This is a genomic window from Rossellomorea sp. SC111, from assembly GCF_024733565.1.
In the GTDB taxonomy this organism is placed as follows: domain Bacteria; phylum Bacillota; class Bacilli; order Bacillales; family Bacillaceae_B; genus Rossellomorea.
Window position 1 is genome coordinate 143,378 of the sequence record NZ_JANIOC010000005.1, and the last position, 14,335, is coordinate 157,712.

Sequence of the window (14,335 nt, forward strand, 5' to 3'; positions counted from 1 at the left end):
TCTGTATTTAACTCTATTCTAGATTAGCGTGTTTTCCATACATTTTACCAGAATCCAATCCTTTTTTCTCCATGAATCGCAGAATGATGGCATCATAAAATAACAACATCGTTTGCTCGAATAGAGAGCCCATTGGTTGGATCGTTTTGTAATCACCTTCGGACTGGTCTTTCGTTACTCCTGGTAATGTAACGGTCAAATCAGCTAATTCTCCAATGGTTGAATCAGGAGAAATGGTTATTGCTGCGACAGTACCTCCCAAGCTTTTAGCTTTTTCAGCAATGGCCACTAGCGTTTTGGTTTCTCCTGAGCCTGATCCGATGATTAATAGATCATCCTTTTCTAAGTTAGCTGTTACTGTTTCCCCGACGACATAGGCGTCAATCCCCATGTGCATCATTCGCATCACAAAGGATTTCCCCATCAATCCAGATCTGCCGGCACCAGCCACAAAGATTTTCTTGGATTCCAGAATCAGGGTTACTAATTTCTCTGCCTCTTCATCAGAGATTAAGTGCACCGTTTGACTTAATTCTTCCACGACTTTGGCTAAATATTGAGTAGACTTCATCGTTTCATTACCCTTGTTGAATTAATTCCTGCATTTCACGTGCAGTCGCCCGTTTATCTTCTTTGCCTGTGATCCCGCCACCTACAATGATGAGGTCAGGCTGTTCTTTAATGACTTCCGGTAGTGTTTCTAATTTGATTCCACCGGCAATGGCCGTTTTGGCATTTTTTACAACACTTTTGATCGTGTGTAGATCTTCAAAGGAATTTTTTCCTACAGCTTGCAAATCATAACCTGTGTGTACACAAATATAATCGGCACCAAGTTCGTCCAATTCTTTCGCACGGGCGGCAACGTCTTTCACGGCAATCATATCAACAAGGATTTGTTTCCCTTGTTTTCGGGCTTCTTCTACTGCGCCTTTGATTGACTCGTCTTCTGCCGTTCCAAGAATCGTAATGATGTCTGCACCAGCAGCAGAGGCTTGGCTGACTTCATATCCAGCTGCATCCATAATTTTTAAGTCCGCTAATACGGTTAATTTAGGGAACGCTGCTTTTACTTCTTTCACTGCTTTAAGCCCTTCATTAATGACAACAGGTGTACCAATTTCTACAACATCAATATACTCTTCTACCTCTTTAACTAATTCAATGGCTCCTGGGATATCGACAAGATCTAATGCTAATTGTAATTTCATATATATTTGCTCCTTCTGGAAAAATTTTATTTTGTTGTGCTAAGCGGCTAGAAGTAAATGTTTCCTTCTGAAAGTTATTTACTCACTAGCATGATGTTTAGTATACTCAGTATGTAAATAAATTAAAAGTACGCACTTTTACCGCATATAGTGATAAAAAGTATACTATTGGATGAATAAAGGAGAGTTGAGGCAAATGCCAAATTTAGGAGAGAAGAATTTCAACTGTGAAAAAGAATTAACCCTCGCCGTAATCGGTGGTAAATGGAAAATGTTAATATTGTGGCATCTAGGCAAGGAAGGAACAAAACGATTTGGAGAATTAAAATCTCTTATGCCGGGTATCACTCAAAGAATGCTTGTTAACCAATTACGAGAACTCGAAGATCATTTAATCGTTCACCGGGAAGTGTATCCTGTCGTCCCGCCTAAAGTCGAATACTCACTCACCGAGCATGGGGAAAGACTGTTGCCAATCTTGGAGGCTATGTATGAATGGGGCAAAGATTATATTGAGAATGTACTGGAAAAGGAAACGGATGATCAATCAGCGGTAAAATAGATAATCTTTCTTACCAAGGGCCAACCTTGGTTTTTTTACTTTTTTATAGGAGGAGAGACAACAACTTAATTGCCGCTACTCGCTTATTTTTAAAAAATTGGGGTATAACATAAAATAGCATACGAGAGTAAGAAAAATAGATAAGTTTATTTGGAGGAGATGCATAATGAAGATTTCATTTCACGGACATTCAGTAGTGAAAATCGAAACAAACGAAAAAACGATCCTTATCGATCCATTCATCACCGGGAACGAAATGACAGATCTTAAATTAGAAGATGAAAAACCAGATGTCATCATCCTTACACACGGTCACAACGATCACGTAGGGGACACGGTGGAACTCGCGAAGAAAAACGATTCACTCGTCATCGCCAATCACGAACTGGCAACCTACCTAAGCTGGCAACTAGTAAAGACCCATCCGATGCACGTCGGAGGAGCCTATGAATTCGACTTCGGTAAAGTGAAATTCACACAGGCATTCCACGGCTCAGGCTTAATTACTGACGGTAACGAAATCATCTATATGGGAATGCCTGCAGGAATCCTCTTGATGATTGAAGGGAAAACAATCTTCCACGCAGGAGATACGGGATTGTTCTCCGACATGAAATTGATCGGAGAGCGTCACCCGATCGACCTTGCCTTCCTTCCGATTGGGGATAATTTCACAATGGGACCTGAAGATGCGGCAACGGCAGCAAGCTTCCTAAAAGCGAAGAAAGTCGTGCCGATCCACTATGATACATTCCCACCAATCAAACAGGATCCACATAAATTTGTTGAGATGCTTGAGGATTCTGAAGGAGAGGTTATGAAGGCTGGGGATGTGATTGAATATTAATAAGTAATGGCGGTGCAAATTAAGTAGTTTAGATAATGGGGAGAAAACGTAAATTTCATCCAAAATAACGAACGTTTTCGTTGCCTAAAGAACAAGGAAGTTAACAAAGTAAATAGTATAACAAAAAGGCTTGGGGTCGGTACTGTCCCAAGCTTTTTTGTTATTGCTCTTATTCTTATTTAGTTAAGCCCTCGTTGGTTGAAGACTTGAAACTGGGAATTATTGATTTTCATTCTTTTTCTCACTCAATAATCTTTCTTTATTGGGTTTGGTATCATTCATTAAAAAATCAGCCCATTTTAGTCCTAAGTTATCGGTATTTTCTTGCCAATGTAGAAGGCGAGTATAGTAGTAATCTATCTTTTCAGTTACTGGATCTTGGAAGTCTTCTTTACCGTATGAATGAACTATTGATGTCAATTCATAAATAGGTAATCCTAAAGCATGTGTTTCCACATGTACAGTAGCACCAGCATGACCTATAGCCTGGCATAAAGTTCCATATTCTATATCGTCAATTTCTTTTGCAACAGCATGTGAATGTAAGATAGCCCTCTTAGCGACGGGCATTTTAATTTTACCCCTTGCCCAATCCTCGCAGAGCTCTAAACAATTTCTAGGTCTCTTTTCTTCTGGATACTTTTCTTCAAATTTTGCTAAAGGTAATGCTGCGCAATCTAACGCCCACATGACAAGAGTTCTATGAGTTTGCAGTTGAATAAGTTCTTTCAATTCTTGCAAACAAAGGCTATCACGAGAAAACAGTAATTTATTCTTTTTCTTCATTTTGACTTTTACATCTGAAAACATAGGTATCCCCTTTTATTACTAATTGGTTTAATGTCTGCCTTTTTAAGTGAGTATCTTCTCTATGATCCGTAGCCCTCATAGAAACCTCCCCGAAGAATATCCCTCGTTACTTGAATACCTTATACCAATACAAAGTGGTTTCTATATTTGGATTACATGACTGCTTCAATGTGTCGACTCCACCTAGTACGAATCCTTGTTTTACATAAAACCTGCAGGCTCCAAGATTATCATCTTGTGTTTCTAGAGACATTCCGATCAGGTTTCTTTGTTTTGCCCACTCTTCCGCTTTCGTTAAGAGCAACTTCCCGATTCCATATCCTCTAAATTCTTTTTTCGCAGCGATATTTTCAATATAACAGAAGCGATTCCAATCCTTCTTTATTCTAATTTGCCCAATGCAATGATTATTCTTATAAGCTAAAAATAGAGCTTTATCTTCACAGTTTATATATCGGCTCCAATCAAGTTTATCATCTGGGAAACGGATTTCTTTGGTTTCATCAAATAGATTCTCTTCAAAAGACCATTTTCCTGATTGAAAACGGGGTACAACCTTACCAAACACTTTAAAAGAATCATTTGTTTTATTGATGTCCTCAATTAATTCATTTTTTAATGAAGAAATGATGATTTCCTCTGCAATATTCATTTGGACACCTCCTCATTCTGAAAAGATTTTAATAGCACCAGCCTAAATACTTACCCTATCAACATTACTGCCCGTTAACTGAGAACTGAATATTCATAATACATTTCATTTTACCACATCATGTTATAAATCCTTGAAACATCAACAAAACGCCTTTTTCACAAGTTCACACAACATCCTCCCCACACTCGCATATACATGATACAAGCCCAGAAAGGAGGAACCATACTTGAAACAACGATACATTCTCTGCTTACTCATCACCGGGGCCCTCATCTACTACGGAGCCCCCCGCATGTCAATATTCGCAGACGGCCTACAAGGAACCTTCGCCATCAGCTGGCTCATCCTAGCTAGCTGTGTCCTGGCCGGAAACCTCGCAGCCCTGCTTTACACACCGAAAGGAATGGGTAAAGGCAAGAAGTTGAAATCCAAGCCGGTGAGAAAGTTGAAATCACGGTCGTTTGGATAAGCTCTTTAAGAATTTTTGCAAGGGAAAGGAACGAACCGCCAATGTTGATTGAAGCGGAGGGGGCTCGACTCCTGCGGGAAATGTGTGGAAGTTGAGACCCCACAGGGCAAAGCCCGAGGAGGCTCAACCCACACCCCGCGGAAAGCGAGCCCCTGCAGCGAAAATCAACCAGCACTCTCTAATCTAACTGGGGCTTTCTCATGCGAAAGCCCCGATTAAATTGAAACACCGCGCTTTTCACATTATAATAAACATATAAAGTAGGACGTTATAAAGAAGGGTGAAAAGCTTGGCTACAAAACACGAACAAATACTGGAGTACATAGATACCCTGCCTGTCGGAGAAAAAATCTCCGTCCGTCAGATCGCAAAAGCACTGACCGTAAGCGAAGGAACGGCATACCGGGCGATCAAAGATGCCGAAACGAAAGGCTACGTCAGCACCATCGAACGCGTCGGAACGATCCGCATCGAACAGAAGAAAAAAGAAAATATCGAAAAGCTCACCTACGCAGAAGTGGTCAATATCATCGATGGACAAGTACTCGGTGGGCGATCCGGCCTGCATAAGATGCTTAACAAGTTTGTCATTGGAGCCATGAAGCTTGAAGCCATGATGAGATACACAGAAGCCGGAAACCTTTTGATCATCGGGAACCGGACCCAGGCACAGGAACATGCCTTGCGTGCAGGAGCCGCCGTCCTGATCACCGGGGGATTCGATGCAGACGAAGACGTCAAGAAGCTCGCAGATGAACTCGAGCTCCCGATCATCTCCACTTCCTATGACACCTTTACCGTTGCGACCATGATCAACCGTGCGATTTACGATCAGCTCATTAAGAAAGAAATCGTGTTAGTGGAAGACATTTTAACCAAAGTCGATGATACGATTTATCTGCATTTAGATGACACGTTGGAAGAGTGGTACGAAAAGAATCAATACACCTTCCACAGTCGTTTCCCGGTCGTGGACCGAAACTTGAAAGTGCATGGTATGGTAACCTCGAAGGACGTCATGGGGCAGGAAAAATATGCAGGCATCGATAAGATCATGACGAAGCAGCCGATCACCGTCAGCCCGAATACGAGCGTTGCATCTGCTGCCCATATCATGATCTGGGAAGGGATCGAGTTACTCCCTGTCGTCAATGAACAAAACAAGCTGCAGGGAATCATCAGCCGTCAGGATGTCCTGAAGGCCCTGCAAATGATTCAACGTCAGCCACAGGTTGGAGAAACCATCGATGACCTCATTACAAACGGAGTGGAAGTAGTCGGTGAGAAGAAAGGTGACAAAGAAATCTACCAGTTCGCCGTCACACCACAGATGACAACGGGTATCGGGACGATTTCATACGGGGTATTCACGACCCTGATGACCGAAGCGGCCAACCGCGCACTGAAGCCATACAAAAAAGGTGACCTCGTCATCGAAAACATGACCATCTATTTCATTAAACCGGTCCAGATGGAAAGCATGCTTGAAATCCATCCGAAAGTGCTCGACGTCGGGCGAAAGTTTGGTAAGGTGGATGTAGAGGTATATAGTGAAGGCGTATTAATGGGGAAATCGTTGATGATTTGTCAGTTGATTGACCGGCATTAAGCTTGAGGGGGAGCCTGGAGATTCGTCGGAAACGACAGAGGGCTCATATAATGGGAAAAGTGGTTCATATATTGAAATTCCGGATCATAAATCCCTGAGCGAGATCATAAGTTTCAACCCCGGTTCATAAATCCGAAAACCGGATCATAAGTGTCCAAAACCGGATCATAAAAATAAATCAGAGGGTGCAGCACCCCGATTCTGCACCCTCTCCAGTCCGATCGTTACGTTTTTTAAACCAAAACAGCACTTCCGGTATCCAAAATAACCAAATCAAACAAAAAAAGACCGGATTTTCATCCAGTCCGCAGTCCTTGCTCGATTATTGGTTATCCAGTTCCTTCGCTTCCCTCTGTGCATAGGGGAGCACATGCTTGTACATTTTATATCCAGCCCAGCAGCTTCCCAGTCCCAGCAGGATGAAAAGCGCGCCGATGACATACGTCAGCGTACCAGGGAATAAAAACAGCTGATTGATCCCGAACAGGGCAACGAACAGCCCAAGGGCGATGCTTGCTTTAGCCGATAACCATTTCTTTTCCATCGGTCGTCTTGTTCGCACTTGTCTTATTTTATAAAAAACATAGAAGGTGAACGTGACGACGATCAGTAATGCGAGAAAATACATAGTTTTGTCCTCCATCGTTGACATCTCTCGCTACTATTTTACAGATAACCGAGCAGAATGCCAAATAAAAATTCCACCACAAAGGAGATTCCCATGAAAGAACAAATCCTGAACCTTATCAAACAATATAAAACGATCATTGTACATAGACATGTCCGACCGGATCCTGACGCATACGGATCACAGGGTGGACTCGTGGAAATGCTGAAAGCCTCCTTCCCCGATAAGAACATTTACGCTGTCGGAAAAGAAGAGGAAACCCTTCATTACTTGAATCGTCTCGATGATATCGAAGACTCTGTGTTCGAAGGGGCCCTGATCATCGTGTGTGATACGGCCAACGAAGAACGGATCTGTGATCGTCGCTACCATCTCGGGGACCTGCTTGTGAAGATTGATCACCATCCAAACGAGGATGCCTACGGGGATCACCTCTGGATTGATACAACGGCGAGCTCCGTCAGTGAAATGATTTATGAATTTTACCAGTTTGGAAAAGACAAAGGATTGACGCTTCCTGATTCCGGTGCAAGACTCCTGTTTGCCGGGATCGTCGGTGATACGGGGAGATTCCTGTATCCAAGCACCACGCAGAAGACGTTTGATATTGCGGGTGAATTGATCCGCTATGATTTTGACCGGAATGAATTATTCAATAAAATGTATGAAGTCGACTCCAACGTCACGAAGCTTAATGGGTATGTGCTGCAGAATTTCGAGATGGATCAGGATGGCTGCGGGATGATGGTCATGACGAAGGATATCCTCGAAGAGCACGAGGTCGTACCATCTGAGGCATCGTTGCTTGTCAGTACTCTTGGGAATGTGAAAGGCATGAAAGCATGGGTCTTCTTTATTGAAGAACATGATCAGATCAGGGTTCGCCTTCGCTCGAAGGGTCCTGTCATCAACACCATCGCCAAGAAATACAACGGCGGCGGACATCCACTGGCTGCTGGCGCGTCCATTTATTCATGGGAAGAGAAAGAAGAAGTGATGAAGGATCTACGTGAAGTGTGCAGGAATCATCAATAAGACTTTAGAAGAGCCGGCAGATGCCGGTTTTTTTGTTGACTGAATCATGCAGAGAGGAAAGGGAAAGGACACCACGGATTTAAGATGAGAAGGAGCTTTTTCCAATTTCATAATCAACCCCGGTCCATGGACTGGGGTCTTTTTGTGTTCTCCCTTACCTCATGTCCATGAAAAATAGGCTTATGCATCAGTAACAATACCCAGCAAATTCACATAAATTGTTGAGGATGATTCACCTTTATAGTGCATTGACCTAAATGCCGGAAACTCATTATAAAAAAGACTCATGACTACACGTTTCGAGAGCCATATGATACTTTTTTGGGAGGTAATGAAGATATGAATAATTTTTATAATGAACTTCAAAGTTTGAATGTAGGTGATTTCCAGGCAACACAGCCCGTTTCCTGGGATCAAAACATGTATGATCCGAATGACGAACGGCTTTTCTTAGGATTTGGAGGCTGCTTTGGTTTTGGATTCTCATGCTTCTTTAGTTGTTTTGGCTGTGGCGGATGTGGAGGATGCTTCCGTTGCGGCGGGTGCGGCAGATGCGGCGGATGTGGCCGTTGTGGCGGCTGTGGACGATGTGGACGCTGCGGACGTTAATCGATTGTTAGAATATCGTGTTCGGATAGACCCCTGTATGAGTTCATGCAGGGGTCTTTTTATACATAAGGGACAAAGTGAGTCTCATACGATGGTAATGACAGCCAAAATACAAGAGATAAGCGGGGGTAAGGAGGAGCACTATGGGAAAATTGGACCCTTCGATGCGTTTAAAAGTGAAGAGGGATACGTTTTACCTCCCTGAACCAAACAGCGGAGTTTACTTCAGGAATAACCTATGTTCTTTCCGTATGGAAGGTAGTGGAATTGATCAATGGGTGGAGAAGCTGCTGCCGATGTTCAACGGGGAGTACTCCCTTGAGGATTTGACGAGTGGACTGCCTGGACCTTATCAAAACAGGGTCATGGAAATGGCAGAGGTATTGCATAAGAATGGGTTTGTCCGGGACGTCAGCAGGGACCTTCCACATCAGTTGTCCCAACATGCCTTGGAGAAATTCGCATCACAAATCGAGTTTGTCGACAGTTTGGCAGACTCGGGAGCAGCAAGGTTTGAAACCTACCGCCGGACCAATGTCCTGGCAGTGGGATCTGGTCCTTTTCTGACTTCATTGGTTTCATCACTCATTGAATCAGGAATCGCAAAACTGCAGGTGCTCGTGACTGATGAGGTACCTACGAATAGACGCCGGGTGAGCGAGCTTGTGGACCATGCCCGGAAAACGGATCCGGAATTAGAGCTCATGGAAGTCGGGTTCAGTGAAGGCGGTTGGCGGGATACACTGGAGCCTTTTGATTCGATTTTATATGTAAGTCAAAATGAAAACCAAGAGGAGCTCGACCTCCTCCATGCGATTTGCAGGACGGATCACAAGCTGTTTATTCCGGCCATTTCTCAAAAGGAGAAAGGAATGGCAGGCCCTATTATCCATCCTGATACTGAGGCAGGGTGGGAATCAGCTTGGAGGCGCATCCATGCAACAGCCTTGCGTAAAGAGGATGGCAAATCGCTTGAATCGGCGATCCCTGGAGCCATGCTCGCGAACATGATCGTCTTTGAATTATTCAAAGAAATAACAGGAGTGGCAAAAGCCGATCAGCGAAATCGGATTTTTCTCCTGGATAAAGAGACTCTTGAAGGAAGTTGGCATTCCTTCTTACCACATCCGTTGGAGACAGGGCGTTTGGCAGCTGAAGATGTTCAGGGTCTGGAGTCGCGCCTGGAACAGGTGACGGAAAGGTCTGATCCTGAAAAAATGCTGTATTTCTTCAGTCTGCTGACGTCAAAAGAGACTGGGATTTTTCATGTATGGGAAGAGGGGGACGCGAAGCAGCTGCCACTCGCTCAATGTCGTGTCCAGCCCGTCGATGGAGTGTCGGAAGGCCCTGCAGAGCTGCTGAAGGAGATGATCTGCAATGGCTTGACCCATGCAGATGCACGTCGTGAAGCCGGGTTAAGGGGAATTGAGGCATACGCTTCAAGACTTGCCGGTTTGATCGTTCCCCATCAGACAGGTGAACATATGGCCATCTGCACAGGAGCGACAATTGCAGAATGCATGGGACGCGGGCTTCATCACTGTCTGACTGATGAGCTGCGAAAAAGAGAGTCGGTTCAAAAAATCACCATTTCACTCCTTACATTAAATGAGGTAGAAGATGAAACGTGTCGTTTTTATCTAAACGCATTGACCACCATGCAGGGAGAGGCGGAAATCGGAATAGGGGAGGATGTGGCTGGCTTTCCTGTCGCATATGTCCGGGGTAAGAAAGGCTGGTATGGAAATACCGGCTTCACCGTCACCATGGCCCTGAGGCACTCTCTGCAGCATGCACTCTTTCAAGTTCAGAACGGAACGGATGCTTTTGACGCAAACCCTGTTGCCGTTATGTTAAATGAACAGAATACGAATAGAATAACCATTCCGGCCACTGATGATAGGATCCAGTATGAAAATTTGAAAGAAGCAATCGACACCTTGAAACGGAATCAGAAACAGGTGATGGCGTACGAACTGGATATGGAACCTGCTTTTAAACAGGAGCTCGCAGGCGTGTTTGGTGTGCTGCTGCGAGAGGAGGAAGTGCAATGAGTTCTTTCGTGGTCATTGTGGGAGAGGGGATGCTCTCAAACCTTGTATGTGAGCAAATTTCAGCCCGGTACCCCGTTTTCAGGCGAAAAAACGTAGACAAAAACATCCCGGCCACTACCGATTTGGTACTCACACTTGATGATACATGGAACCCAAGCGTTCACCAGATGGCAGAAGAAGTGCTGGGGGGGGCTCAGGTTCCATGGCTGAGAGGCTTCGTTGCCTTTGGAGAAGGGATTATCGGGCCACTGGTCCAGCCCCGCACTCCAGGATGCTCACAATGTGCCGATGTGAGACGTCTCCTTGGAGGAAAGGAACGGCATGAAATGCGGGAAGTGCAAAGGAAACTCGCGGATGATGGCGGAATGACGAAAGACCCGTGGGCTTCAAAAACCGGTATCTTGCACATGGCTCACATCATCACCTCAGAAGCATTCAGAATCCTTGAGGGTGAAGTGGCCCATTCGGAAGGAAGGGTATGTTTCACCGACTTGAGAACGTTGAACAACTCCTGGCACTCCTTTATTCCAGATTCATTATGCCCGGTATGCAGCGTGATTCCGGATGATTCTCCGGAATTATCACAAGTGTCCCTCAAGCCCAGCCAGAAAATCCGTCCCGACAGTTTCCGCTGTACATCCCTGGATGAACTGAAAAATGTACTGATAAACGACTATCTTGATAACCGGACCGGACTTTTCAACAGCAAGATGTATGACCTGGTGACGCCGTTTGCCGATGCGAGCGTCAATATGCCGATGCTCTCCGGTGATGAAGGGACGGCGGGACGAACCCAGGTCTACTCAGACAGCGAGCTGACAGCCATCCTTGAAGGGTTGGAGCGTCACTGCGGATTGGAGCCCCGTGGTAAACGGACGGTTGTTCATGACAGCTACCGGAATGTGGAGGAACATGCACTTGATCCCCTAAATGTCGGCGTACACACCGACGAGCAGTACGCCATGCCGGGATTCCCATTTGAAAAGTTCGATCCTGACAGGGCCATCGACTGGGTGTGGGGATACTCACTCATCGAAGAGCGGCCGATTCTCGTTCCTGAGCTCCTTGCCTATTACAGTCTGGGCTGCGGCTCATCCGGGTTTGTTTATGAAACGTCCAACGGCTGTGCCCTTGGGGGAAGCAGGGAGGAAGCCATTTTCTACGGTATCATGGAGGTCGTCGAACGGGACTCGTTCCTTATGACCTGGTACGCAGAACTGGGGCTGCCTCGTCTCGATCCCATGACAGCCGAGGACGAAGAGCTCCAGTTAATGATCGAACGGATGCGTGCGGTCGCAGGATATGATCTCTCTTTGTATAACTCCACCATGGAGCACGGCATTCCAAGCGTTTTTGCCATGGCCAAAAACAGGAAGGATGCCGGATTGAATCTGATCCTCGCGGCAGGTGCCCATCTCGATCCTGTAAGAGCAGCCAAAAGTGCGATTCAGGAGCTCGCCGGAATGATGCTGAATCTCGATGAAAAATTGGAGAAGAATAGGGCGAAATATGAAAAGATGCTGTACGATGATTCCCTCGTCAGGCAGATGGATGATCACGGTATGCTATATGGATTGCCACAGGCTGAAAAACGTTTTGCCTTTTTGAAGGACGAGAGCCGAGGCTTACGAAGTTTCCAGCAGGAATTCAATTGGCGATCGGAACACACCGATCTGACGGATGACCTGAAGGAGATTCTTGAAAGATTCCGAAGCCGGAACCTTGACGTCATTGTTGTTGACCAAACCGCACCGGAACTTGAAAAGAACGGACTGTACTGCGTGAAAGTCCTGATTCCAGGCATGCTTCCCATGACGTTCGGGCATCACCTTACCCGGCTGACAGGGCTAGAAAGGGTCCTGAACGTCCCGGAGGCACTGGGATATAGGGACCAGCCATTGACATTTGATGAGCTCAATCAGAAACCGCATCCGTTTCCTTAAGATACGAGGAGGTGAGGAGGATGAGTCTGGAAGAATTTCTGCACAATCTGCAATTCGATATCAATCGGGCCAATCAGCCTAACTGGGAAGTGGACTGGGAGGATGGGCCCCTTCCCTATAAACTGTACCGGGGATTGCCGGTGGTCCCATTATCTCTGGAGATTCCATTGTCACTCACCGAGGAGCTGCCGCCGTTGAAACCTGATGTAGAAAGAATCGGTCATTTCCTATGGTATGTCTACGGCATATCCGGGGTAAGCCAGTCGGTGCATCCTGAAGATTTCGGAGAAGAGGAGTCCTACCCCATCCATTCCTATCGGCGGTTTGCTCCATCCGGAGGGGCGCTGTATCCGAATGAACTCTATCTTTATTTGAAACTGGATGATCTGCCCCATGGAATCTATCATTATGATGCCGTCCACCACCGACTTGTCTTACTCCGGGACGGGAATGTCGATTCGTATGTAGAACGGGCACTCGGCAATCGCAGTGACATTTCAACGTGTTTTGCCACTGCCTTTGTGTCGGTAAGATACTGGAAAAACTTCTTTAAATACAATAACTTCTCCTACCGGCTGCAGGGGCTCGATGCCGGCGTCCTGATGGGGCAGCTCCTGGAAACGGCCAAACGGTTTGGATTCGAGACAGGGGTGTATGCTCAATTTCTGGATAACCCGATCAATCATATGCTCGGACTGACTGAAGAAGAGGAAAGCGTTTATTCCGTCATACCACTTTCAGCTACTGCAACGAATTGGGCAGGGAGGGGGATTGAGCGGGCAGTTACCGCTGAAGAATTATGCCGGGAGCTGCCGGCTATTTCTCCTGGACACTATGAAAGGTCTGAAAAGGTTCGAGAGTTTCCAAGGTTACTGGAGGTGAATGAGGCTTCTAAATTCAATTGCACAGGTGATTTTCAGACATTGGTGAAACAACTGGATAGGAGAGCGGGAGAAAAAGAAATCGATCTTCCTGAGATCGAATCAGGTACGTATGATTTTGTTGATGCCTGCAAAAAGCGTCATTCACCGGAAATGGATTTTATCATGGGGAAGGTCAGTCAGGAGCAGCTCGCTACCTTATTGAAGAGGGCCACTCATTCATACTCTTTTAGAAATGACCTAGACAACGTTTTTGACGGGGAAGAACCCCGTGTTTCCATATACGGCTGTCTGTATAACGTAGAAGGCATTCCAAATGGCGCATACGCTTATGACAGCGGTCGTCATTCACTAAGGGAAATCGGTACAGGGGATTATCGGCTTCAGCTACAATCGGGCCTGTCACTGGATAACGTCAATCTGCTTCAGGTGCCGCTGTGCCTTCACATCATCGGAAACAAAGATTATTTCAAGGATTCCCTTGGATACAGGGGGTACAGGATCATGCAAATGGAAGCGGGTATGCTCGTCCAGCGCCTGCTTTTGTCTTCAGCAGCGACAGGGTTTGGGGGGCATCCGCTGCTTGGGTTTGATACGACAGTGACGGATGGGATTTATAAACTGGATTCTGAGAACTTAACGACCTTAATACAGATACCGATCGGACCGTTCAGGGAGAAGGCATGGATGAGGGGGAGTTTGTTGAGTTGAGGAGGAGAGAACCGCGGGGACAAATCCCTTGGTGATTTTGGTACTTACGGATAAAGAATATTCGAAACTGCGGCATGATTACTGGAAATCTCGCATGATTGCATCTGAATCCCGCACGATAGTTACGTAAGCCGCATGAATATTTCAAATCCCGCACGATAATTGTATATCTCGCATGAATCTTCTCCACATACCTCTTTTTAAGGGTATGAGATGGAAGGACTGAACGGTTGAAAAAGACTATATTGAGTAAAGCTTTCAATAAACGTCCTTTGGCTCGGCCAAGGGACGTTTTATTGATGAAAGTAGAT

The 14,335-nt window shown here is 45.6% G+C and carries 14 protein-coding genes; 9 read left to right on the forward strand and 5 right to left on the reverse strand.

Annotated elements, in window-relative coordinates; translation table 11 throughout:
* Positions 1 to 13: 13 nt before the first annotated feature.
* Both hxlB and hxlA read right to left on the reverse strand, forming a co-directional pair.
* A complete protein-coding gene (hxlB, locus tag NQ095_RS08140) occupies positions 14 to 571 on the reverse strand; it encodes a 6-phospho-3-hexuloisomerase (RefSeq protein ID WP_258262990.1) in 558 nt (185 codons plus the stop codon).
* A 7-nt stretch (positions 572 to 578) separates the two neighbouring features.
* Entirely contained in the window at positions 579 to 1,211 is a 633-nt protein-coding gene (gene hxlA / locus NQ095_RS08145; protein WP_258262991.1) for a 3-hexulose-6-phosphate synthase, read from the reverse strand.
* Positions 1,212 to 1,407: 196 nt separating this feature from the next.
* Between hxlA and NQ095_RS08150 the strand changes: the two genes are divergently transcribed.
* Together NQ095_RS08150 and NQ095_RS08155 are read left to right on the forward strand one after the other, a co-directional pair.
* Complete coding sequence (locus tag NQ095_RS08150; RefSeq protein WP_219166601.1) at positions 1,408 to 1,773, forward strand: winged helix-turn-helix transcriptional regulator; 366 nt, start codon at positions 1,408 to 1,410, stop codon at positions 1,771 to 1,773.
* 166 nt (positions 1,774 to 1,939) lie between these two features.
* A complete protein-coding gene (locus tag NQ095_RS08155) occupies positions 1,940 to 2,620 on the forward strand; it encodes a metal-dependent hydrolase (RefSeq protein ID WP_258262992.1) in 681 nt (226 codons plus the stop codon).
* Between the two features lie 219 nt (positions 2,621 to 2,839).
* Here the strand turns inward: NQ095_RS08155 and NQ095_RS08160 are convergent, their stop codons facing one another.
* Positions 2,840 to 3,430, reverse strand: coding sequence for a putative immunity protein (locus NQ095_RS08160; protein WP_258262993.1), 591 nt, complete (start codon positions 3,428 to 3,430; stop codon positions 2,840 to 2,842).
* A gap of 106 nt (positions 3,431 to 3,536) precedes the next feature.
* Positions 3,537 to 4,082 (reverse strand): GNAT family N-acetyltransferase, encoded by a 546-nt coding sequence (locus NQ095_RS08165; protein ID WP_258262994.1) that lies wholly within the window; start codon positions 4,080 to 4,082, stop codon positions 3,537 to 3,539.
* Between the two features lie 229 nt (positions 4,083 to 4,311).
* On the opposite strand from NQ095_RS08165, the gene NQ095_RS08170 reads away from it, so the two are divergent.
* Positions 4,312 to 4,554, forward strand: a complete 243-nt coding sequence (locus NQ095_RS08170; protein ID WP_258262995.1) for a hypothetical protein — start codon at positions 4,312 to 4,314, stop codon at positions 4,552 to 4,554.
* 289 nt (positions 4,555 to 4,843) lie between these two features.
* Positions 4,844 to 6,163, forward strand: a complete 1,320-nt coding sequence (locus NQ095_RS08175; protein ID WP_258262996.1) for a DRTGG domain-containing protein — start codon at positions 4,844 to 4,846, stop codon at positions 6,161 to 6,163.
* 322 nt (positions 6,164 to 6,485) lie between these two features.
* On the opposite strand, the gene NQ095_RS08180 is transcribed toward NQ095_RS08175, so the two are convergent.
* On the reverse strand, positions 6,486 to 6,791 hold the full coding sequence (locus NQ095_RS08180; protein ID WP_206851443.1) for a YtpI family protein: 306 nt from the start codon (positions 6,789 to 6,791) through the stop codon (positions 6,486 to 6,488).
* Positions 6,792 to 6,884: 93 nt separating this feature from the next.
* Between NQ095_RS08180 and NQ095_RS08185 the strand changes: the two genes are divergently transcribed.
* The 5 genes from NQ095_RS08185 (at position 6,885) to NQ095_RS08205 (ending at position 14,024) form a co-directional block, all read left to right on the forward strand.
* Positions 6,885 to 7,826 carry a DHH family phosphoesterase gene (locus NQ095_RS08185; protein WP_258262997.1) on the forward strand — a complete coding sequence of 314 codons (942 nt, stop codon included), beginning with the start codon at positions 6,885 to 6,887 and terminating at the stop codon, positions 7,824 to 7,826.
* A gap of 339 nt (positions 7,827 to 8,165) precedes the next feature.
* On the forward strand, positions 8,166 to 8,435 hold the full coding sequence (locus NQ095_RS08190) for a heterocycloanthracin/sonorensin family bacteriocin (RefSeq protein ID WP_258262998.1): 270 nt from the start codon (positions 8,166 to 8,168) through the stop codon (positions 8,433 to 8,435).
* A gap of 143 nt (positions 8,436 to 8,578) precedes the next feature.
* Positions 8,579 to 10,489, forward strand: coding sequence for a putative thiazole-containing bacteriocin maturation protein (locus NQ095_RS08195; RefSeq protein WP_258262999.1), 1,911 nt, complete (start codon positions 8,579 to 8,581; stop codon positions 10,487 to 10,489).
* A complete protein-coding gene (locus NQ095_RS08200) occupies positions 10,486 to 12,432 on the forward strand; it encodes a TOMM precursor leader peptide-binding protein (RefSeq protein WP_258263000.1) in 1,947 nt (648 codons plus the stop codon). The genes NQ095_RS08195 and NQ095_RS08200 overlap by 4 nt, the downstream gene beginning before the upstream one ends.
* A 20-nt stretch (positions 12,433 to 12,452) precedes the next feature.
* On the forward strand, positions 12,453 to 14,024 hold the full coding sequence (locus NQ095_RS08205; RefSeq protein ID WP_258263001.1) for a SagB family peptide dehydrogenase: 1,572 nt from the start codon (positions 12,453 to 12,455) through the stop codon (positions 14,022 to 14,024).
* The last annotated feature ends 311 nt before the right edge of the window (positions 14,025 to 14,335 follow it).

Excerpts from the sequence above, each read along its gene's own strand:
- hxlB (WP_258262990.1), bottom strand. The coding sequence starts at position 571 with ATGAAGTCTACTCAATATTTAGCCAAAGTCGTGGAAGAATTAAGTCAA.
- hxlA (WP_258262991.1), bottom strand. The coding sequence starts at position 1,211 with ATGAAATTACAATTAGCATTAGATCTTGTCGATATCCCAGGAGCCATT.
- NQ095_RS08150 (WP_219166601.1), top strand. The coding sequence starts at position 1,408 with ATGCCAAATTTAGGAGAGAAGAATTTCAACTGTGAAAAAGAATTAACC.
- NQ095_RS08155 (WP_258262992.1), top strand. The coding sequence starts at position 1,940 with ATGAAGATTTCATTTCACGGACATTCAGTAGTGAAAATCGAAACAAAC.
- NQ095_RS08160 (WP_258262993.1), bottom strand. The coding sequence starts at position 3,430 with ATGTTTTCAGATGTAAAAGTCAAAATGAAGAAAAAGAATAAATTACTG.
- NQ095_RS08165 (WP_258262994.1), bottom strand. The coding sequence starts at position 4,082 with ATGAATATTGCAGAGGAAATCATCATTTCTTCATTAAAAAATGAATTA.
- NQ095_RS08180 (WP_206851443.1), bottom strand. The coding sequence starts at position 6,791 with ATGTATTTTCTCGCATTACTGATCGTCGTCACGTTCACCTTCTATGTT.
- NQ095_RS08185 (WP_258262997.1), top strand. The coding sequence starts at position 6,885 with ATGAAAGAACAAATCCTGAACCTTATCAAACAATATAAAACGATCATT.
- NQ095_RS08190 (WP_258262998.1), top strand. The coding sequence starts at position 8,166 with ATGAATAATTTTTATAATGAACTTCAAAGTTTGAATGTAGGTGATTTC.
- NQ095_RS08195 (WP_258262999.1), top strand. The coding sequence starts at position 8,579 with ATGGGAAAATTGGACCCTTCGATGCGTTTAAAAGTGAAGAGGGATACG.
- NQ095_RS08200 (WP_258263000.1), top strand. The coding sequence starts at position 10,486 with ATGAGTTCTTTCGTGGTCATTGTGGGAGAGGGGATGCTCTCAAACCTT.
- NQ095_RS08205 (WP_258263001.1), top strand. The coding sequence starts at position 12,453 with ATGAGTCTGGAAGAATTTCTGCACAATCTGCAATTCGATATCAATCGG.